Below are 20446 nucleotides of genomic sequence, written 5' to 3' on the forward strand. Positions count from 1 at the left end.
CGGCCGGCAAGGGCGGCTTCCTCCAGGTCTTCACCCACGGCCTCACCGGCCTGCGCCTGCGCCCCGACGCCCTCCACCTCGACCCGACCCTGCCGCCCCAACTCCCGGACGGCGTACGCCTGTCGGGGCTCCACTGGCGCGGTCGTACGTACGACATCGCGATCGGGGCGAAGACGACGACGGTACGGCTGCGAACCGGCGCGCCCTTCTCGCTGGACACCCCCGAGGGGCGCCGCACCCTCTCCGGCACGGTCACCCTGAAGACCCGGCGCCCGGACCTCACCCCCACCACCGACCTGGCCCGCTGCCGCCCGGCGACGGCCACCTCCTCGGTCTCCGGCCTCTACCCGGAAGCCGCCGTCGACGGCAGCCCCGCGACCGCCTGGTCCCCGGACGCCGACCGCGCCACCCTCACGGTCGACCTGGGACGGACGGTGCGCGTGGGGACGGTTCGGCCCACGTGGACGAAGCAGCCGGGGTCGTACACGGTCGAGGTCTCTGCGGACGGGCGCACGTGGCACGCTCCGGACGGCACGGCCGCCCGGTACGTGCGCGTCACCGTGCGGAGTGGCGGCAAGGGCGCCGCTCTCGCCGAACTCGACGTGCGCTCGTGACGGCCGAACTCCCCTGAGGCAGGGTCAGTTGGTGGCCTCGGCCGCCAGTCGCCGCTGCTCCTCCTCCACGATGCGGCGGGCCAGCGTGGCGTCGGAGATGTCGATCGCGTCCGGGGTGGCGTCCGCCAGAGCGCTGCGCCGGGCGAAGGCGTCGAAGAGGCGGTCCTTGTTCTTGAGGATGGTCAGGAGCCGGTCGTCCACGCTGTCGGTGGCGAGCATGCGGTGCACCTGGACCGTGCGTATCTGGCCCATGCGGTGGACGCGGGCCACGGCCTGGTGCTCCACCGTCGGTTTGACCTGGGGTTCGCAGAGGATGACCAGGGAGGCGGCCTGGAGGTTGAGGCCGACCCCACCCGCCTCGATCTGGGAGAGCAGCACGGCGTGGCCGGGGGCCTGGGTGAAGTCGTCGACGAGCTGTTGCCGGCGGGCGGCCGGGACGCTTCCGGAGATGGGGCCGAACACCCCCTTCTCCAGGGCCTGTTCCACCGCGGCGAGGACGTCCCGGAAGTACGAGAAGACCACCACCTTCACGCCGTTGTCCGCGGCCTCGGCGACCAGCTCCCGCAGGCGTTGCAGTTTCGCGGACTTCTCGGTGTCGGCGTAGGCGGCCCGGCGCATCGCCATGAAGTTGCCGTCGCCGACCGCGCGGCCGTACGCCTCGCGGTCGGCGACGCCGAGTTCCACCCACTCGTCGACCTGGACCAGGGCGGGCAGTTCGGTGAGCACGTCCTCCTGGTTGCGGCGGAGATAGGCGGGGGCGACGGACTTGCGGAAGGCGTGCGGACCGGCCGCCGCGGTGCCGTTGCGGACGGTCGGCAGGAGGTCGGGGCGGAGGTGGCGGACGAGGGTGCGGAACTCCTCGACGTGGTTCTCCATGGGGGTGCCGGTGAGGAACAGGACGCGGTCGCAGCGCTCGGTCCACAGGGCGACCGACTTGGTGCGGCGGGTGTCCGGGTTCTTCACGTAGTGGGCCTCGTCCACGACGAGCATGCCCGGGGTGGGGCCGGTCGGTGCCTCGGCCTTCGGCCTCTTGCCCTTCGGTGACTTGTCGGCGGGCGTCGGCAAGGTGTGCAGCGTGTCGAAGGTCGTGATCGCGACCCCGCCCCGCTCACCCCACTCCGCATAGGCCTCGTGCCGGTCCGGGCCGTGCACCGGCAGCGCGCGCAGGGTGCTGCGGGCGCCGATCTCGCGAGTCCAGTTGATCAGCACGCTGGCCGGGCAGACCACCAGGAAGTGGCTCTGCCCCTCGGCCGCGAGATGGGCCAGCGCGGCGATGGCCTGGACGGTCTTGCCGAGTCCCATCTCATCCCCGAGGACGACCCGGCGTTGGGCAAGGGCGAAGCGGGCGCCGAAGGACTGGTATCCGCGCAGGGAGACCCGGCGGTGGGTGTCGTCCAGCGGCTGGGCGTGCACGCGCTCGGCCAGCTCGGCCGGCAGGAAACCCTCGCTCGCCGCGAGGTCCGGCTGCTGCCCGTCGACCTCGGCGAGCTGGCTGTAGTACTCGGCGGACCGCAGCTCGAAGTCGACCCACGCCTCGATGTCGGAGACCGGCGGCCGCAGCAGGTCGGTGGAGGCCTGCGCGATCAGCAGCCGTACGTCCTTGGCGGCCGGGTCGGCGACCAGCTCGTGGAGTTCGGCGACCGCCGCGAGCGCGCCGTCCCGCCGCTTGCGCCCGGCGAGTGCCATCAACAGCCTGCTGCTGGCGGGCCGGGCCACGGGCAGCAGCGCGCCGAGCCGCTCGTCGAGCCTGGTGGCGGCGTCCAGGGCACGGCGCAGTTCGGGTCCGGCCTCGACGAGCCGCTGCAGGGCGATGACCAGGGCCGTGGTGCGGGGCTCGGGGTGGTCGACGTCGATGCGGACGGACACGGTCTCCGCGACGGCCCGTGCGATCTGCCGGGCCGCCGCGAGGGCCCGGTCGGCGGTCTGCTGTCCTACGCCGGGCAGTTGCCGCAGCTCATACCGGCTCGCCTCGTGCACCGCGCGCACGGAGGTGAGGCCCGCCGCCTCCACGGCCCCGAGCCGCAGCCGCCCTTCGGTGACGTCCTTCAGACGGGCGACCGGGATGGACTCCAGCTCCTGCGCGACGAGTTCGGCCCGCAACGGCTCCAGCGCGGAGCGGACGGTGTCGAGGGCGCGGGTGTGGTCCTCACGCAGGGCGCGCGCCACGTCGTAGAGCCGCGTGCCCCGTGCGCACAGCTCCCTGGCCCGCCGCCCGGCCCGCGGAAACTCGCCCTCCATGTCACCCCCCGCTCCCCATGCGTCTCGCCGTGCACCCATCGTGGCACGCACCACTGACAACGGGAGCGGGCCCGGCTTCCCAGCCCTCCGTCAGGCGTCGAACCCCGTCGCCCGGGTCCGCTTCTCCCACGCCGCGATGTCGCCGCGCACCTGCTCCAGGTGTCCGAGCACGGCGTCGACCGCTTCGTCACCCAGCGGCAGGTGCAGCGGGGTGTCCTCGGCGTCGAGGGCGGCGAGAATGAGGGCCGCCGCCTTCTCGGGGTCGCCGGCCTGAGCGCCGTCGCCGCCGGAGACGAAGCCGCGGGTCTCGCTCACCTTGGCGTACACCCCGCTGTCGGCGCTGACCCCGGCCCGGCTCGTGTCGAAGAGGGCGGTCCGGAAGGCGCCCGGCTCGACGATCAGCACCTTGATGCCGTACTCGGCGACCTCGTCCGCGAGCCCCTCGGAGAGCCCCTCCAGGGCGAACTTCGTTCCGCTGTACGCCGAGAAGCCCGCGAAGGACATCTGCCCGCCCATGCTGCTCATCTGCACGATCGCGCCGGACCGCCGTTCCCGCATGGACGGCAGCACCGCGCGCGTGAGGGCCGCAGGCCCGAAGACATGCAGGTCGAACAGGTCCCGAAGTTCCTGCTCGGTGGTCTCCTCGAAGGCCCCGACGTGCGTACGGCCCGCGTTGTTGACGAGGACGTCGATCCGCCCGTGCCGCGCCACCACGTCCCGTACGGCGGCCTCGGCGGCCCCCGTGTCGGTGACGTCCAGGCGCAACGCCTCCATCTGGTCGGGCCGCGCGGCCACCAGGTCGTCCAGTCCCTCGGTCCGCCGGGCCGCACCGACCACCACGTCACCGGCCGCGAGCGCCGCCTCGACGATCGCCCGCCCGAACCCGCTGCTCGCACCGGTGACCAGCCACACCTTGTTCATGACGTCTCCCCTTGAGATCCCTTGTCGTCCAACTGCCGACCAGCGTGCTCCCGCCCCCGATCGCCCGTCCAAGACCTACGCTGATAACCCATGGCTATGACGACGGACGTCCACGTACGGGACCTGCGGTACTTCGTCGCGGTCGCCGAGGAGCTCCACTTCACGCGCGCGGCCGAGAAGCTGTACGTCTCGCAGCCCGCCCTGAGCAAGCAGATCCGGGCGCTGGAACGGCAGTTGGGCGCCGAGTTGTTCCGGCGTGACCGGCAGGGCGTGGCGCTCACGGCCGCCGGTGCGGCCCTACTGCCGTACGCCGAGCGGGTGTTGGCGGTCTGGGCGGAGGGCGCGGCCGCGCTGGCGGAGGTGAGCGCGGCCGGGCGCAGCACCCTGGTGGTCGGCATGAGCACCAGCCCCGGCCGGGGCGGCCTCCTGCCCGCGATCCGCTCCCGCTTCACGGCCGCGCGTCCGGAGGCCACCGTACGGCTGCGGCAGGTGAGTTGGGACGATCCGACGGCCGGTCTCGCGGACGGCGACGCGGACGTGGCGTTCGTGTGGCTGCCGCTGCCCGACGCGGAGCGCTACGACTGGACGGTCGTGGCGGAGGAACCCCGCCTGGTCGCGCTCCCGGAGAGCCACCCGCTGGCCGCTCGCGCCGAGGTCGACTTCGCGGACCTCGCCGACGAGCCGTTCCTCGCCCTGCCGTCGGACGCGGGCCCCCTGCGCGACCACTGGCTCGCCCTCGACGAGCGAGGTGGCCAACTCCCGCGCATCGGCGCGGAGATCGCGAGCACGGAGGAGACGTACGAGGCGCTGGTCGCCGGTCTCGGCGTCTGTCTGGTGGCCACGGGCAACGCCCACCTGATCACTCTCGGCGGTGTCATCACCCGCCCGGTGCACGGTATTTCGCCGAGCCGTTACGCCCTGGCCTGGCGGCGGGAGGACGGCGGACGGCCGCTGGTCCGGGCGTATGCGGAGGCGTGCCGTCTGGGGGCGGGGCGCTGATCGAACGCGTCTGCGACACGGTTACGATGAGCCGTTTTCGGGGGTCGGGATTCAGGGTTCGGGGCTCGGAGGGGAACCATGTCCACAGGGGGAAGCATGTCCGTACGACGGACAAGACGCACGCCGATCGCATCGCTCGCGTTCGTCGGAGTGGCCGCGCTCGCGGGGCCGTTGCTCGTTCCGACCACGTCCGCGCAGGCGGCGTCGGGCTCGCTGACCGTGACCACGCTGGGCCGGCACGGCGCCAAGGTCGCGACGACGATCACCGTCGTCAACGCGTCGTCGGGTGAGACGCGTACCGTCAAGTCGGGCAAGCGGCTCAGCCTGCCGGCGGGCAAGTACCTCGCCATGACCGACATCTACGAGAGCGCGACGGACGGTCTGGGCACCGACACGATCGGCGCGCAGGTGGTGACGGTGTCGGGAGCCAAGTCCGTGACGCTGGACGCCCGTAAGGGCAAGGCCGTGAAGGTGTCGCTGGACACCCCGGCCGATGTGACGCAGCCGGCCCGGATCAGCGCGCAGGTGTGCGCCGCGGACATGGACATGCCCTCCGCGTTCAGCTCGGGCGGCTGGAACGACGCGGGGTCGCTCTACGCGATCCCCAACTCCTCCAAGCTGCTCCAGTTCGGGTACATGGCGCAGTGGTCGGGCAACGACAGCTATGTCGCGGTCAGGAAGACGACCGGGATCCCGGCCGCACCCGGCGGTTCGTTCAAGCGGTCGCAGCTGGCGACGTTGCGGTTCTCGGTGCGCAGCGGGGCGCAGATGGGCACGCAGAACGAGACCGCCGTGCAGGCCGCGCCCAAGGTCGACGACTGCACGACCGACCTGTACGCCAACGTCACCGACGACAGCGCGCCGTTCAGCACCGCGGTCCATGTGACGCCCGGGACCTGGCAGCCGCGCGACGACGTGATCGCGAACAACGGCGATGCCGTCGGCGGCGGTTTCCCGGCGACCAGGACGCTGAAGGCGGGACAGAGCTTCACCCAGTCGTTCGGGCGGGCCGTGTGGAGCCCGATGCACTATCTGCCCTTCGTCTGGCAGAAGTCCGTGAACTTCATCCCGGACGCGCTGATCGGCGACCCCGACGTGGGCGTCTGGGGCGCCGACCCGACGAAGGAGACGGTGGTCCTGTCCAAGGGGAGCACCACCGTCAAGAAGCAGACCCTGACCAACTGGGGCTCCTCGGCCAGTGACACCTTCGCCGCCCGTATCCACTCGGCCGGCACCTACCGGCTGACCGTGGACGCCCACCGATACCACCCGGGCATCACCTTCCCGTCCGGCATGCTGTCCTCGCGCGTCACCCTGGACTGGCGGTTCAAGGCCGACCCGGCCAAGTCGGTGGTCGCCCCCGTCTTCATGACCCGCTTCCTGCCCGCCGGCCTCGACAGCCGCAACCGGGCGAAGGCGAGCAGCACCACGTCGGTCACGGTCAGCGCGGGCCGCGGATCTCAGGGCCCGGACGTCAAGTTCACCAAGTCGACGGTCAAGTCCCTGAAGGTCTGGGCGTCTTCGGACGGCGGCAAGACCTGGAAGGCCGCCACGGTCACCCGCTCCGGTTCCTCCTGGAAGGCCTCCGTGCACAACCCGGCCTCCGGCGCGGTCGCCCTGCGCTCCCAGGTGACCGACTCCACCGGCGGCACGTCAGTGGAGACCGTCTACCGCGCCTACGCCATCGGCTGATCCGGCCCCGTTCCCGTCCCGGCCTCCGGCTCCGTCCGAACAGGGCTGGTCGCCGGTCGGGGCGGACGGTTCGGGCGCGGGTGAGGTCGAGGGCTCGGACGGGGTCGTCGGCTCCGGAGTGGTGACGGGATCCGGAGTCTCCTCCACGGGAGTGCTCGGCTCCGGCGTCGGCTCCTCGCTCTTCGGAGGCGCGGGAGTCGGTTCCGTGGGCGTCGGGTCCGGCTTGGGTTCCGGCTTCGGTTCCGTGACCACCGGCGGCGTGGGAGTCGGCTCCGGTTCCGGCTTCGTGGTCACCGGCGGAGCAGGAGTCGGAGGCGGGGTCGGAACCGGAACCGGCTCAGTGGTCACCGGCGGCGGCTCAACAGGAGCCGTGGGAACCGGAGTTGCCCCGCCGCCCGCCACCGATATCACGATCGTCCCGCCCCCGCTGTCCCCAAGTACAGCCGGGGACACGGCACTTATGGACCCGTCCGGCGCAGGGGACGTAGAACCCGTGCTCTTGCCCGGCGTCTTCGAGGGCTTCCCCGTCCGCGGCTCGGACGCCACCGGCGCCTGGGAGACCGGGACTTCGGCCACCGGGCCCTTCGCGACCGGGACTTCGGTGGCGTCGGTGCCGCCGAGGAGGACACACACCGCGACGGCGCCCGCCACGGCCGTACCGACGGCGGCCGCGACCTGTGCCTTGGAGGCGCCGGCTGCCGCATGGCGTACGCCGTGCAGCAGTCCGGCACCATGACCACCCGCAGCCGTGACCGCACTCGCGGAGCCCGCGCCGAACGCGGCGAACAGGAACTTGCCCGTGCCGCCGAGCACGAACACCAGCAGGGCCGGTGCGACGAGTGCGGGCAGGCGGTCGTTGGCGCGCATCTGGGCCGCGAGGCGAGCGCGGCAGTCGTCGCACGCGTCGACGTGGCCGAGGAGCCGTTCGGACTGCCGCTCGGTGGCGCCGCCGCGGACGTACGCGGGCATACGGGCCCAGTGGACCTGGCACGCGGGATCGTCCGGGGCGCCGGTCTGCTCGCGCAGGAACGCCTGCCGCATGCCCTCGCGCGCGCGGTGCAGCAGTACGGCCGTCGCGCCCTGCTTGGTGCCGAGTTGGGGACCGATCGCGGCCAGCGGAAGGCCCTCGGCCTCGGCCAGCCACAGTGCCTTCACCCAGCGCTCGGGCAGTTGCTCAAGTACCCGTACCAGCAGGTCGGTCGAGGACACCTGCTCGGCCGGGTCGCCCCCGTGGACGTGCGCGTGGCTCGCGTCCGCCCGCTCGTCGGCCTGCGGATCGCGCGGTGTCTCGCGTGCGGCGCTCCCCGCGGCCGTGGCGAGGTGCTTCACGGTCGTCATGAGGTACGCCGGTACGTTGTCGATCTCATGGCCGGCGGACAGCCTGCGCCACACCCTGAAGTGCGCCTCGGCGACGAGGTCTTCGGCGACCCAGGTGTTCCGGGTGAGCGAGCGGGCGTAGGCGACGAGGCGCGGCTGCTGCTCCTCGTAGATCCGGGCGTACGCGGCGGTGGGACCGTCGTTCATGGCAGCAACGCTCCAGTTGCCAAGGGGGGCGGGGAAGGATTTGTAAGCCTAGATGGCGAAACTTTCAACTAAAGTTGCAGCAATAACAGAAGGTGACCCAGATCACATCAACCTTCTTCCGTAACCGCGTAATCAAGCACCCCTCCACGCGCTCAAGGAGGTGAGTCGGCACAACCGGCCGCCGTCCCACCCGAATCGGAGACCGTCCATGCGCCACGTCACCCTGGAACAGCCCACCAGCGCCCGCCTGATCGCCGACGACGACCAGGAGCTGGCCGTCACGGTCACCCTTCGCTACTCCTCCGGCGACCCCTTCGCCGTCCAACTCCTGTTCCCCGCCTGGATATCGCTCGACGGCAAGAAGGTGACGTGGACCTTCGCGCGGGCGTTGCTGGAGGAGGGTCTCGCCACCCCGGCCGGGATGGGCAACGTACACATCCGTCCCTACGGCCCCGCCCACACGGCTGTTGAGTTCCACTCGCCGGAGGGCATCGCGATGATCCGCTTCGACACGGTCGCGCTGCACCACTTCCTGCGCCGCACGTACCGGGTGACCGAGCCGGGCCGGGAGGCCCTGGAGCCGTCCCTCGACCGGGGTCTCGCCTCGCTGCTCGACGGCGCGTGAGGGCGGTGGTCCCGTTTCGGTCCCCTTGCGATTGGCATATTCTGCGAGGCCTCTCGATGTGATCCGGTTCGCCGGTACCCCCTGCCACGCACGAACGGTGCCCGTCTGGAGAAAGCAGCCCCCCATGAGCGCATCGCCGCCCCGGACGCCCCGGTTGTCCACCCGTGCCGTCGTCGTCGGAGGCAGCCTCGCCGGCATGCTCGCCGCCGCCGCCGTGAAGGACTTCGTCGACACCGTCGAGATCATCGAGGCGCACGATCTGCCCGAGGGGCCGGAGTCACGCCCGGGCGTTCCCCAAGCGGCCCATTTCCACGTCCTGTTGTCCGGTGGGGCCAACGCGATCGAGGATCTGGTGCCGGGCACGGTCGGGGAGTTGTTGTCCGCGGGCGCCAACCGGGTGCCCATGACGACGAACATGCTGATCTACTCCCCCGAGGGCTGGTACCGCCGCTGGGAACGGGACAGCCACTACCTGATCACCGCGAGCCGCGACCTCACGGATTCCATCGTCCGCGGACAGGTGCTGAAGGACCCGCGCGTCAGCGTGCGCCCGCACACCAAAGTCACGGCCCTGCTGGGGAGTTCGCGCCGCGTCACCGGCGTACGGCTGCGCGCGGCGGACGGCACCGAGACCGACCTGACCGCGGACCTGGTGATCGACGCGTCCGGAAGGGCGTCCCGAACTCCGCAGTGGCTGGGCGAGTTGGGCATCCCGGGCCCCGCCGAGGACCGCATCGACTCCGGCATCGCGTACGCCAGCCGTATCTACCGCGCCCCGGTCTCCACCCGCGGCTGGCCCGTGATCAACGTCCAGGCCGACCCGCGGCGAGGCGAACCCGGCCGGACGGGCGGCATCGTCCCCATCGAGGACGGCCGCTGGCACGTCAGCCTGATCGGCACCCCGGGCGCCCAACCCACCCGTGAGGCAGCCGAGTTCGAGCCGTACGCCCGCACCCTCCGCCACCCGATCGTCGCCGACCTCCTGTCCCACGCCGAACCCCTCACCGACGTGGCCCTGACCCACAGCACGGTCAACCGCCGTTACTACTACGAGCGCCTGAAGTCCTGGCCCGAAGGCCTGGTCGCCCTGGGCGACTCGGTCGCCGCGTTCAACCCGATCTACGGCCACGGCATGTCGGTGGCGGCGCTCGGCGCGGTAGCGCTCCGCACCCAACTGACGTCCGTGGGCCTCGCCGACGGCCTCTCCCGCAAGGCGCAACGGGCCATCGCGAGACCTGTCGAACTCGCCTGGAGTCTCGCCGTGGGCCAGGACATCCACTACGAGACGACGAAGGGCAGGAACGCGGGCGCGGCCGACCGCCTCCTCCAGCGCTACGTCAGCAGGCTGTCCCACACCGCCACGGGCTCGTACCACGTGGCGACCGCGATGACGGAGGTACTGACCCTCCAGTCCCCGGGCACGGCGCTGCTCCGGCCAAGTGTGCTCGCGGCGGCGGCAATTGGGCCGCTGAGGCCGCAGCTCGACGGGCCGACTTTCACAGCTGGGGAACGGGAGTTGCTGGCTGAGGCCGGTATCTCGCTGCCCGGGATCGCCCAGTAGCGCGCCGGGGTTGTCAGTGGCGGCTGCTTCCATGAGGTCATGAGCACCGTGTACGAGGCCGCCGCCCTCCTCCCCGACCCCGCCGAAGTCCGTGTCCATCTGCGGGCGTTGGCGGTCCTGGACGCCACGATCGGCGACGATCCGCAGTTCTGCGTGTACACCTTCGACGCCGACTGGGGCCCGGGCGAGGAGGCGGCCCTGATGGACAACGGCTCGACTTCACTCGCGTCACCGTCTGTCTGTGGCGCGAGACCGGTGACACCGCGTGGCGCACCGGCTCGGCCATCGATTTCCCGGCGGGTCACGAGAGCCCGGACGGCTCCGGCTTCCTCATCCAGCTCCTCACCGACCGCTCCCCGGAGACCGTCCAGGCCCACTTCGAGGACTACTACGAGCGCCCCGTCCCCTTCGACGCCGTCCGTCACGTCCTCGCCGGACGCCCCGTGACCCCGGCGGTCGCGGCGGTCGCGGCGGTCGCGGCGGTCGCGGCGGTCGCGGCGGTCGCGGCGGTCGCGGCGGTCGCGGCGGCGCTCAACCCGGCCGCCGGGCGGGAGTGACGTGGGGACGGTTTCGCCGTCCGCCGGTCAGGCCGCCTGGCGCGCGACACCCCCGCGGTCGATGACGTCCCTGCGGGTCACCGCGAGGTACACCACCAGGCCGAGGATGACCGCCAGGAACAGCGCGCTCGTGACGACGGTTCCGAAGCCGAGGCCGCCGTCGCCGGTCGGCTGGGAGAGGTAGTCGCCGATCGAGGCGCCCAGGGGGCGGGTGAGGACGTAGGCGATCCAGAAGCTGCGCACCGCGTCCAGGCCGAGGGCGAAGTGCGCGACCGCCACCGCCCCGATGGCCAGGGCGAAGAGGACGGCGGACAGCCAGTAGCCGAGGTTCATGCGCTCGGAGACCAGGTCACCGGCGGCGGTGCCCAGGGCGAAGGTGAACAGCACGGCGAGCCAGTAGTAGGCCTCGCGGCCGGTGGTGTCGATGCTGTGGATGGACAGCGTCCCCTCGCGCCGGTACCAGACCACGAACACCACCACGAGGGCGACGGCGAACACCGCGGTGCTCGTCTCCAGCGGCACACCCATGTTGTCGGTCAGGTTGTCGCTGATGAGCGTCCCGACGACGCTGATCAGCGCCACGGCGAGCCAGTAGACGCCGGCGCGGTAGGCGGTCGTACGGAACTGGACCACCAGCACCACCGCCAGCAGCCCGCTCATCAGCACCGACACACCGGTCAGGCCCAGGCCGGCCTTCTCGTTCAGCAGATCGGCCGCGGTCTCGCCGACCGTCGTGCACAGCACCTTGATGATCCAGAAGTACGCGGTGACCTCGGGCACCTTGTTCCAGCGCGGCGGACGCGTGACGCCGGCCGTGCCGGTCGCAGAGGTCTCGGACGTCTCGGATGTCTCGTATGTCATGGGGCCCGACCGTGCCATCGGACACCTGAACGCATCCTGACCGTCGCGCGGCGCGCTCCCGCCCCGGCATCGTCTACAGTTCCGTAGACCGTCTACAGGATTGTAGTCAGGGAGGACCATGCGCCGGACGATCCTGGTCGTCGAGGACGATCACGCCCTGCGGGACGTGCTGATGCGCGGGCTGCGCGACGAGGACTACGACACCGTCCCCGCGCCGGACGGCGCCACCGCCCTGCGCCTGGCCACCGCCGACGTCTCCGCCGCCGTGCTCGACATCGGGCTGCCCGACGCCGACGGGCGGGACGTGTGCCAGGCGATGCGGGCGAACGGGTTCCTCTCCCCGGTGATCTTCCTCAGCGCGCATCACCGGCTGCCCGACCGGCTGTCCGGGTTCTCGGCCGGGGGCGACGACTACCTGCCCAAGCCGTTCCACCTCGCCGAACTCGCCGCCCGCCTGCGGGCTGCCCTCAAACGGGCGGCACCGGCGCCCGCCGCCACGGCGGGAGACCTGGTGCTGGACGCCGTCCGGCACACGGTCGACATGCGGGACACCCGGGTCGACCTGACACCGACCGAGTTCCGGCTCCTGGCCGCGCTCATGGCGGCCTCCGGCGGCATCGTCAGCCGCCGCGAGCTGGTCCGCGCGGGCTGGCCCGCAGGCGCCCGGGTCCACGACAACACCCTCGACCAGTACCTGACCCGCCTGCGCCGCAAACTCCGCGAGGCGGGCAGCACCCGGACGATCGGCACGGCCCGCGGGGTCGGACACCGCCTGTCATGAACGGGGTTGCTTCGTCACGGGCTGTGGGCCGGCGGCCGCGCGAAGGTCCCGGGCGCGAGGGCCCGAGTGGCCCACGGCGATTCGGCTCGCGGATGTGCCGGCGTCGGGCTGCGGGTGCAGGCGGGCCTGCCCTGCCAGCCCCGCACAGCCCGCATCCCCCGCACAGCCCGCCAGCCCGCCAGCCCGCCAGCCCGCCAGCCCGCCACGATCGGCATCCACCCATCATGAGCGACCCCGACACCCACCCCCCGCGCCCCGCGACCGCCCTCCACCACCACCCGGGACCCCGCACCACCCGCACCTCCGGCGACCAACCGTCATGAGCGCCCCCCGACACCGACCGCAGGCCACCGTCACCGCCGTCCTCCGGCGCCTGCCACCCCGCACCCTGCGCGGCCGGCTCTCCCTCGTGGCGCTGCTCACGGCCGCGTTGCTGATGGTGGTGCTCACCGTGGCGTTCAACTCCGTCGCCGGGCACCGGCTCCGGCATCAGGCGGACGATGAGCTGCGCACCCGTGCCGCCGCCGTCGCGACGACCGTCGACACCAGCGGGGCGACGGTACGGGTGCTGGAGACGTCCCACGACGACCTCCTCGACGCCAACGTGTGGATCTACTCCGGCCGGCGCCTGCTCGAACAGCCGCCGGCTGCGGGCCCGTTGACCCGGGTCGCCGACGCGCTCGCCGCGCGGGGCGGGCAGCGCTGCCTCACGACCACGGTCCGTCGCCCCCTCCGCTTGTGCTCCCACCCGGTACCGGGTGCGGGCGGGCGGGCCACGGTGGTCACCGCGCTGGACCTCTCCCCCTACCGGAGTTCGGCCGACACCCTGCTCCTGGGATCGCTCGCGCTGGACGTCGTCATGCTCGCCTGCACCTACGCCCTGACCCGACTGGCCGTCGGCCGCGCGCTGCGCCCCGTCCGCACGATGACCGACCAGGCCACCCAGTGGAGCGCGACCGCCTCCGAGGAACGGTTCGGCAGCATGCGGCATCCGGCCGAACTCGCCCGTCTCGGCGGGTCGTTGGACGCCCTGCTGGACCGTATCCGCACTCTTCTGCGCCACGAACGCCGGCTCACCGGCGAGCTCTCGCACGAGCTGCGCACACCGTTGAGCCGGATCATCGCCGAGCTCGACTGGTGGCGGGCCCGCCCCCGCACGGCCGATCAGACCCGGGCCACCCACCAGGTGATCGCGGATGCCGCCGAGTCGATGCGCAGCATCTGCGACACCCTCCTGGACGACGCCCGCGACGGCGCCCTCACCGCGCCGGGCACGGCCGAGGTCCTGCCCGTACTGCGCGGCCTGGCCGAAGTCCCGTACGCACCAGGGCACTTGACGGTCACGGTGGCCGGACCGCACCTCGTGGCCGGAGTTCCGCCCGCCCTCCTCGAACGCATTGTCAGCCCGCTCCTCGGCAACGCCTGCCGCTACGCCGAGTCGGTCGTCACCGTCCGCGCGTACCGCGCACCCGACGGCGCACCGGACGGCGTACGCGTCGACATCGTGGACGACGGGCCCGGCGTACCGCCCCCGTTCGCCGGACAGCTCTTCGAGCCCGGCCGTCGCGCGGATCCCGGCGACGGCCATGGCGGCGCGGGCCTCGGACTGCCGCTGGCGCGCCGCCTGGCCCGCTCCGCGGGCGGGGAGGTGACGTACGACGCCGGGCACGCCCCCGGCGCGCGGTTCGTGGTGGATCTGCCCGCCGGATGACCGTGGCCCGCGCTCACGCCACGGCGTCGTGCCGGATGTCCTTGCGGGAGACGGCGAGATAGCCGACGAAGCCGAGGATGGCCACCGTCCAGGCCAGCGTGACCGGACCGAGTCCCCAGGCGAGACCGCCCCGTTGGTGACCGACAGCCATCCAGTCGGCGACGGACGCACCGAGCGGGCGGGTGAGGACGTACGCCGCCCAGAACGCGGTCACCGCGTTCAGGTTGCCCCACCGGTGCGCGACGGCCGGAACCGCGATCGCGACGCCGTACAGGACGGCGGAGCCCAGATAGCCGAGGCCGATCGTGGCGGTGAGGTCCCCGCAGGCCGTGCCCAGCGCGAACGTGGCGAGCACGGCGGCCCAGTAGAAGGCCTCGCGGCGCCGGGTGTGGATGCTGTGGATCGACAGGGTGCCCTCGCTGCGGTACCAGAGGACGAAGACGGCGGCCAGGACGACCATGAAGAACGGCGTGGAGAGCGCGTACGGCACACCGAGGCCGACGTGCAGGACGTCGGCGGCCATCGTGCCGAACACGCTGACCATGACGATCGCCGTCCAGTAGACCCAGGCCACGTACCGCCGCACGGCGAACTGCGCCGCCAGGGCGGCCACCAGGGCGATGCCGCCGAGGCCGACGGCGGGGATCGGGCCGAACGCGTGGGCCAGGAAGTCGGAGGCCGTCTCCCCCATGCCCGTCGTCAGCACCTTGATGATCCAGAAGTAGACGGTCACCTCCGGCACCTTGCTCGCCGCGTGCCGGATGCGGCGCGAGGGCCGGTCGTGAGTGAGGTGATCAGTCGTCATGGCAGGCACCATGGCACGCTGTCCGAGGGTTGCCCCAGACCCCTTTGCCAGAGTTTTGGGGCTTCCTGTGCATGAGTTGCCCGAGGCCCCTCCGAGCCTGAACACAACCTGAAAGCGGTAGCCAACGCGCTGGTCAGGGGCGTGTTTCGGGTGATACACGCGGCGCGACAGCGAAGGCCGCCGCGCCGCGTGGACGGTGTTCCTGAGGAACTCGCCGACGCCGCTACTGCCCCTATCCGGGAGCCACGGCACGGCCGGTCTGCGGCGAGATCATCCCGGCGCACAGATTGCGGGCGGCCAGGCCCTGCGCGATGCGCGGGATCGCCGCGACCGTGTTGGCGGGCCAGTCGTGCATGAGGATGATCTGGCCGTTGGTGAGCCGGGCGGCCGCCGCGACGATCGCGTCGGTGCTGGCGCCGTTCCAGTCCTGGGAGTCGACGTCCCAAATGATCTCTTTCAGACCGTACTTGGCCTCTACGGCCTTCACCGTCGCGTTGGTCTCGCCGTACGGCGGCCGGAAGAGCTTGGGGGTGCCGCCGCCCGCGGCCGCGATGGCCTGCTGGGTCCGGGCGATCTCCGAGTCGATCGTCGCCTGGGTCTGCTGGATCAGGTGCGGATGGGTGTAGCTGTGGTTGCCGACCCACATGCCGGCGGCGACCTCCGCCCTGACCTGCGCCGGGTACGCGGCCGCGTACTGGCCCTCGTTGAACGTCGTGGCCCGGAGACCGTTCTGCTTCAGGGCGTTGAGCAGGGCGGGTGTGTTGCCGGACGGGCCGTCGTCGAAGGTGAGCCCGACGTACCCGCCGCACGTGGCGGCCTGAGCGGGGGTGTTCAAGCTGACGGCGAGGGTGCCCGCGGCGGCCAGGGCGACGACGGCCGGCGTGGCGACCAGGGGTCGCAGGGAACGTAACGAGAAGTGCGGTGCGGATGCCATGTGAAGTGGTCCTCCAGTCTGGGGAGTTGGGGGGGCGGTCAGCTCGCCGTGCAGGAGACCGTGGGCCAGGTCCAGTTGCCGTTCGCCTGGATGGTGGCGCCCCAACTGTTGCCGGCGCCGTTGGGCTTGGCGGTCAGCACCTGTGAACTCGGGTACGTGGCCGCGATGTTCCAGGTGGAGAGGACCTTCGCGGGCGACGGGACGTTCATCGTCACGGTCCAGTCGCTGGAGCCGGTGACCGAGACGTTGAGGTTGTAGCGGTCGCTCCACTGCTGGCCGGCGGACAGAGTCGCCGTGCAGCCGCTGGTGCCGCCGCCCGAACTCGTCCCGCCCACCGTGATGTTGGAGTTCCCGCTGCTCTGGTAGCCCTCGGTCGCGAGGATCATGTAGTAGCTGAAGCTGCCGAGCGGCATCCCGGCGCGGGCCCAGGCGTCGAAGTGGTTGCCGGTGGTGATGGTGCCGCCGGTGCGCTTCGTCTGCCGGACGCTCCAGTACTGGTCGAAGGTCTTCGTGCCCTCCACCGAGGGGGCGTTGTAGCGCGTGGTCTTGTAGATGTCGTACGTGCCGCCGTCGCTGGTGACGGTGCCCATGTACGTGCCCGTGGGCCGGTAGGTGCCCCAGTTGTCGACGATGTAGTACTCGACGAGCGGGTTCGACGTCCAGCCGTACAGCGACAGATAGCCGTTGCCGGACGGGTTGAAGGTCCCCGAGTACGTCACGCTGCGGCGGCCGCCGGTGCTCCAGCCCTTGCCGGCGACGAAGTTGCCGGTGTTGCTCCAGGTGGTGCTGTAGTTGCCGCCGGAGCCGAGGTTCATGGAGACCGAACCCTGGGTGTCGGTCCAGAACGAGTAGTAGTAGCCGTTGTTGGTGCCGGTCTGGTTCGTGGTGACGACGGTGTCGGCACTGGCGGTGCCGGGCAGGGTCATCGCCGCCAGGAGTGCCAGCAGCAGGGTGCAGGCACCGCTGACCAGCAGCCTGAAGCGTTTCGTCGTGCGTGCGGGTGTGTTGTCCATGGCGCGCCAGTGTTGGTCTGCCCCTGTCAACTGTCAATAGTTTCGGTATCGAATACGAAAGATTCGCCGCTCGCCAATGTCTGAACTTTTGCCGAACTTCCCAGCTCATAAGCACAATTGAACGATTCACGCCAGGAGGCCACTTATGGATAGCCGACAAACAAGATCCGAGCGTCGAATGTTTTCGCCCGAATGTTTCGAAGAATTCCCCGATCATACGGACCGCTACCCCACCGTCGCCGAAGTCGCCCAGTCCGCACGGCAGTTGGTCGCCCGGTATCCCGAAGCCTGCCGACTGCGCCGGATCGGGAGATCCCGCGCGGGCCGCCCGATCCTGATGCTGTCCGTGGGGCACGGGCGGCATCACGTCCTCGTGGTCGCCGGCCCGCACCCCGACGAGCCGGTCGGCGGCGCGACCGCGCTCGTGCTGGCGGAGCAAGTGGCGCGTGGAGAACGGCTGTTCGCGGCGACCGACCCGGCCGTCGTCACCTGGGACATCGTCCTGTGCCTCGACCCGGACGGCGCGGCCGTGAGCGAGGCCGGCGCCCAAGGCGTGCCGGGCACGGCGGCCCCCACCCTGCGGAGCTACTACCGCACCACCTATCGCCCGATCGCGGCGGAGCAACCGGAGTGGGCCCCGATCGTCGCGCGCCGACTCCCGGAGAGCGAGGCGCTGTTCGAGACGATCGACGCCCTGCGACCGTTCCTCCAGTGCTCCCTGCACAGCACCGATGTGGGCGGCAGCTGGGTCCAGTTGACCCGCGACCTCCCCGAACTGGCCGCGCCCTTCCGCACATCCGCCGCGGAACTCGGCATCCCGCTCCAGCACGGCACGTACGACGCCCTGTACTGGGAGAACCCCGGCCCCGCGGTCTACGTCCTGCCCCCGCCGGACAACACCGCACGCCTGGCGGCCGGTTCGGAGAACATCGGCGCGTCCACCTGGTGCGCACCCCTGCGGTACGGCGGTGTCACCGCGATCGTCGAAGTCCCCATGTGGGCAAGCGACTTGGCCCAGGACCTGACCCCGTACCCGGACGCCGAACACGCCCTCTGCGACCTGGCCGGCCTGGTCCTGGACGGCGGCCGCCAGGTGACCGCCGTACTCGAAAAGGCACGCGCCTTCCTGTCACCGCCCCGACACGACCCGCTCAGACGCGTGCTGGAGTGGATGGCCGACGGCCTCTACGACATGGTCGCCAACTCCTGGGAACCACTGGCCCGTCAGGCCGCGACCGCGTCGGCCGACGACGATCCGCGGCGCTTGACGACGGCCCAGGTCGCGGCCCTGAACATCGTGGCCCGCCGCCAACCGATCCGCGCGGCAGGCCTGTTGCTACGGCTCCTGCACGCGTCGGACGATCAAGCGGCCCCGGCTCTGTATCGCGAGCTGGACGACCTCTTCACCGCGTGGTGCGCGGACGCCGAGGAGGCCCTACGGGTGCGCTGGGTACCGGTCCGCCACCAGGTGGAACACCAGGCACGTACGGTTCTGGCCGGGGCGGACAGCGCCCTGAAGGCTCCCCGCTGAACACACGGCGGTCGCGCACGCGAGCCCGGAGACACTCCCGCTCACCGCCGTCCGGCAAGCAGCGCCGCCACCCCGAACTCGAACCGCTCCTCGAACGACGCCGGCGCGAGATGCCCGGCCACCCGGTGGAGCGCGGGATGGGTCGTCCCGGAGATCGCGCGCGCCAGGATGTCGCCCAACGGCCGGTGATCCACGGCCTGTTCCTCCTGGGTGAGCCCGAGCGCGAAGTAGACGACGGCCCACGAGGTCCACGCGGCCTCGCGGTCACCCAGGCCGCACGCGAGCAGTGCCTCGACCAGAGCCTCCGCGTAGGAGAGGGTCTTGGGCTCGGCGGCGTAGGTGCCGACCACGAGTGCCGCGCCGTCGCGATGGGACAGCAGCGCGCGGCGGAACCGGCGGGCCAGTTCGCGGGCGCGTTCGGCGGGGACGTTCGGCAGACCGGTGAGCGGGATCTCACCGATCACGGCGTCCGCCATCAGCTCCAGCATCCGGGCCTTGGTCTTCACATGCCACTGCACGGTGTTGATCCGCACGCCGAGCCGGTCGGCGACCGCGCGCGTGGACACCGCGTCCAGGCCCTTCTCGTCCAGGAGGTCGAGCCCTGCGCGGATCACCGTGGCCGGATCCAGTCGGTCACTCTGTCGCTTGTTGGTCACTGACCTAGTTTACTTCACCCGGCGACTCTAGGTCGGCGACCAAGAAATGGGTGATCTCATGGGTGCGCAGCAGGCGGAAGCAGAGCAGGCAGGGACGCGGCGGGTGGAAACCACGCAGGTCGTCATCTCCGGAGGCGGCCCCGTCGGCCTCTGGCTGGCCGCCGAACTCCGGCTGAACGGCATCTCCGTCACCGTCCTGGAACTCCGCACGGGGATCGACAACCGCTCCAAGGCGCTCACCGTGCACCCGCGCGGCGTCGAGGTGCCGGCCTCCCGCGGTATCCACCAGCGCACAGCCGGGAGAACTCGGCATGGTCGATCCGTTCGGCGTCGATGCCGAACAAGTACCGGGCACTCAACGGCAGACCGGCCGGAACTCGACGTCGCGGACAGAGGCGGTGTGGGAATGATCAGTCGCTATGTGTGGATCCCGCCGGCGGTGGCCGTCGTCGGCTGGATCCTGTCGTGGTGGGGACCGCGGTGGCTCCGGTGGAGCCTGCTGTCCGCCTCGGCCGTCGTCTCCGTGCTCTGCGTCGTCATCGGGGGCCTCACGAAGGGCTCGCCTGCCAGTCCGGAGGACACCGGCCGCTCGCCGGCCTTCGCGTGCATGGACTGGCATCCGGTCCACTGGCTGGAAGCCGGAGCAGCGCTGAAAGCCCCGCTCGTCGCCGAGCCGAAAATACTGTTATCCCTTCTCATTTTCTCATTCAAACGAAGGAAGGGTGTGATGTGCGGGTTAACCACCTCCCCCGAGGGCAGAAAGCCGTTGTTTCCGCCGAAGAATGAAAAGGAAGGGTGAGGGGGTGGAAAGAGTGGAGGGGATTTTCGTGCCATGAGAGCATGCGTGAAAACAATCGCCGGGAACATTTCTTTCGTTCGATCATTGGTGATACGCATGCACTTATGCCGCGATTCCTACTGGACTGAAGTCCTTCAGCATCGCGAGCGCCTCCTGCGTCTGGTGCGGCGTCGGCTGCCCAATCCGCATGACGCCGAGGACTGCGTCCAGGAGGCCATGCTGCGGGCGGCGACCCACCGCGACCTGGACCGCGACCGGCTCGGGGCCTTCCTGACCACGGTCGCCATGCGGCTGTGCATCGACAGCTACCGGGAACGGGAGCGCTGGCAGCGGCTGTTGCTGCGCATCACCGCCGACGGGGCGCCGGAGATGCTGGAGGAAGCCGTCTGCGACCAGGAATTCGGTCGCTGGCTGCTCCGGCAGGCCGGCCAGCTCCGTGGCCGGGAACGGCAGGTGATGCTCGCGCGGGCCGACGGGATCTCCATCGTCGAGTTCGCCCGCATCAACCAGATCTCCGTAAAGGCCGCCGAGGGTGCTTTCACACGTGGCAGAGCAAGGCTCCGGCACATGTGCACCCAGTCTCTGGGCGAATCCTGCGGATGACCGAAAAATGGTTGGGCATTC

The 20446-nt window shown here is 71.1% G+C and carries 16 protein-coding genes and 2 pseudogenes; 10 read left to right on the forward strand and 8 right to left on the reverse strand.

What is annotated here, in order from left to right:
- Positions 1 to 5: 5 nt before the first annotated feature.
- A pseudogene (locus tag ACGFY9_RS42365) lies at positions 6 to 614 on the forward strand (discoidin domain-containing protein); the annotation flags it as partial.
- A gap of 24 nt (positions 615 to 638) precedes the next feature.
- Here ACGFY9_RS42365 and ACGFY9_RS42370 read toward each other — a convergent pair.
- Both ACGFY9_RS42370 and ACGFY9_RS42375 read right to left on the reverse strand, forming a co-directional pair.
- Positions 639 to 2852 (reverse strand): DEAD/DEAH box helicase, encoded by a 2214-nt coding sequence (locus ACGFY9_RS42370; RefSeq protein ID WP_393763465.1) that lies wholly within the window; start codon positions 2850 to 2852, stop codon positions 639 to 641.
- A 90-nt stretch (positions 2853 to 2942) separates the two neighbouring features.
- Positions 2943 to 3773: an oxidoreductase gene (locus ACGFY9_RS42375; protein WP_393763467.1), complete on the reverse strand. Its 831-nt coding sequence runs from the start codon at positions 3771 to 3773 to the stop codon at positions 2943 to 2945.
- A 90-nt stretch (positions 3774 to 3863) separates the two neighbouring features.
- Between ACGFY9_RS42375 and ACGFY9_RS42380 the strand changes: the two genes are divergently transcribed.
- Both ACGFY9_RS42380 and ACGFY9_RS42385 read left to right on the forward strand, forming a co-directional pair.
- The gene (locus ACGFY9_RS42380) at positions 3864 to 4772 is read left to right on the forward strand and encodes a LysR family transcriptional regulator (RefSeq protein WP_393763469.1); all 909 of its coding nucleotides are present in this window, start codon (positions 3864 to 3866) and stop codon (positions 4770 to 4772) included.
- 96 nt (positions 4773 to 4868) lie between these two features.
- Positions 4869 to 6464, forward strand: a complete 1596-nt coding sequence (locus ACGFY9_RS42385) for a hypothetical protein (RefSeq protein ID WP_393763471.1) — start codon at positions 4869 to 4871, stop codon at positions 6462 to 6464.
- On the opposite strand, the gene ACGFY9_RS42390 is transcribed toward ACGFY9_RS42385, so the two are convergent.
- The gene (locus ACGFY9_RS42390) at positions 6426 to 7988 is read right to left on the reverse strand and encodes a sigma-70 family RNA polymerase sigma factor (RefSeq protein ID WP_393763473.1); all 1563 of its coding nucleotides are present in this window, start codon (positions 7986 to 7988) and stop codon (positions 6426 to 6428) included. The two genes, ACGFY9_RS42385 and ACGFY9_RS42390, sit on opposite strands and share 39 nt — an antisense overlap.
- 208 nt (positions 7989 to 8196) lie before the next feature.
- On the opposite strand from ACGFY9_RS42390, the gene ACGFY9_RS42395 reads away from it, so the two are divergent.
- Together ACGFY9_RS42395 and ACGFY9_RS42400 are read left to right on the forward strand one after the other, a co-directional pair.
- Positions 8197 to 8613: an SsgA family sporulation/cell division regulator gene (locus tag ACGFY9_RS42395; RefSeq protein WP_318018619.1), complete on the forward strand. Its 417-nt coding sequence runs from the start codon at positions 8197 to 8199 to the stop codon at positions 8611 to 8613.
- A 124-nt stretch (positions 8614 to 8737) separates the two neighbouring features.
- Positions 8738 to 10174 carry an NAD(P)/FAD-dependent oxidoreductase gene (locus tag ACGFY9_RS42400; RefSeq protein WP_393763475.1) on the forward strand — a complete coding sequence of 479 codons (1437 nt, stop codon included), beginning with the start codon at positions 8738 to 8740 and terminating at the stop codon, positions 10172 to 10174.
- Positions 10175 to 10758: 584 nt separating this feature from the next.
- On the opposite strand, the gene ACGFY9_RS42405 is transcribed toward ACGFY9_RS42400, so the two are convergent.
- Positions 10759 to 11592 (reverse strand): hypothetical protein, encoded by an 834-nt coding sequence (locus tag ACGFY9_RS42405; protein WP_393763477.1) that lies wholly within the window; start codon positions 11590 to 11592, stop codon positions 10759 to 10761.
- A 118-nt stretch (positions 11593 to 11710) separates the two neighbouring features.
- On the opposite strand from ACGFY9_RS42405, the gene ACGFY9_RS42410 reads away from it, so the two are divergent.
- Both ACGFY9_RS42410 and ACGFY9_RS42415 read left to right on the forward strand, forming a co-directional pair.
- Entirely contained in the window at positions 11711 to 12373 is a 663-nt protein-coding gene (locus tag ACGFY9_RS42410) for a response regulator transcription factor (protein WP_393763479.1), read from the forward strand.
- A gap of 319 nt (positions 12374 to 12692) precedes the next feature.
- Positions 12693 to 14084: a sensor histidine kinase gene (locus tag ACGFY9_RS42415; RefSeq protein WP_393763481.1), complete on the forward strand. Its 1392-nt coding sequence runs from the start codon at positions 12693 to 12695 to the stop codon at positions 14082 to 14084.
- Positions 14085 to 14097: 13 nt separating this feature from the next.
- On the opposite strand, the gene ACGFY9_RS42420 is transcribed toward ACGFY9_RS42415, so the two are convergent.
- From ACGFY9_RS42420 to ACGFY9_RS42430, 3 genes are all read right to left on the reverse strand, one after another.
- Positions 14098 to 14889, reverse strand: a complete 792-nt coding sequence (locus tag ACGFY9_RS42420; RefSeq protein WP_393763483.1) for a hypothetical protein — start codon at positions 14887 to 14889, stop codon at positions 14098 to 14100.
- A 232-nt stretch (positions 14890 to 15121) separates the two neighbouring features.
- Positions 15122 to 15823, reverse strand: a complete 702-nt coding sequence (locus ACGFY9_RS42425; protein WP_393763485.1) for a polysaccharide deacetylase family protein — start codon at positions 15821 to 15823, stop codon at positions 15122 to 15124.
- A 38-nt stretch (positions 15824 to 15861) separates the two neighbouring features.
- A complete protein-coding gene (locus tag ACGFY9_RS42430) occupies positions 15862 to 16836 on the reverse strand; it encodes a glycoside hydrolase family 11 protein (RefSeq protein ID WP_393763487.1) in 975 nt (324 codons plus the stop codon).
- Positions 16837 to 17014: 178 nt separating this feature from the next.
- On the opposite strand from ACGFY9_RS42430, the gene ACGFY9_RS42435 reads away from it, so the two are divergent.
- Positions 17015 to 18367: a M14 family zinc carboxypeptidase gene (locus tag ACGFY9_RS42435; RefSeq protein ID WP_393763489.1), complete on the forward strand. Its 1353-nt coding sequence runs from the start codon at positions 17015 to 17017 to the stop codon at positions 18365 to 18367.
- A gap of 41 nt (positions 18368 to 18408) precedes the next feature.
- Here ACGFY9_RS42435 and ACGFY9_RS42440 read toward each other — a convergent pair whose 3' ends face one another.
- Entirely contained in the window at positions 18409 to 19023 is a 615-nt protein-coding gene (locus ACGFY9_RS42440) for a TetR/AcrR family transcriptional regulator C-terminal domain-containing protein (RefSeq protein ID WP_393763491.1), read from the reverse strand.
- A 58-nt stretch (positions 19024 to 19081) separates the two neighbouring features.
- On the opposite strand from ACGFY9_RS42440, the pseudogene ACGFY9_RS42445 reads away from it, so the two are divergent.
- Together ACGFY9_RS42445 and ACGFY9_RS42450 are read left to right on the forward strand one after the other, a co-directional pair.
- Positions 19082 to 19414: pseudogene (locus ACGFY9_RS42445) on the forward strand (FAD-dependent monooxygenase); the annotation flags it as partial.
- Positions 19415 to 19918: 504 nt separating this feature from the next.
- Positions 19919 to 20425: an RNA polymerase sigma factor gene (locus tag ACGFY9_RS42450; RefSeq protein WP_393763493.1), complete on the forward strand. Its 507-nt coding sequence runs from the start codon at positions 19919 to 19921 to the stop codon at positions 20423 to 20425.
- Positions 20426 to 20446 lie beyond the last annotated feature (21 nt).

The organism is Streptomyces sp. NPDC048504, from assembly GCF_043200035.1.
Taxonomy (GTDB): Bacteria; Actinomycetota; Actinomycetes; order Streptomycetales; family Streptomycetaceae; genus Streptomyces.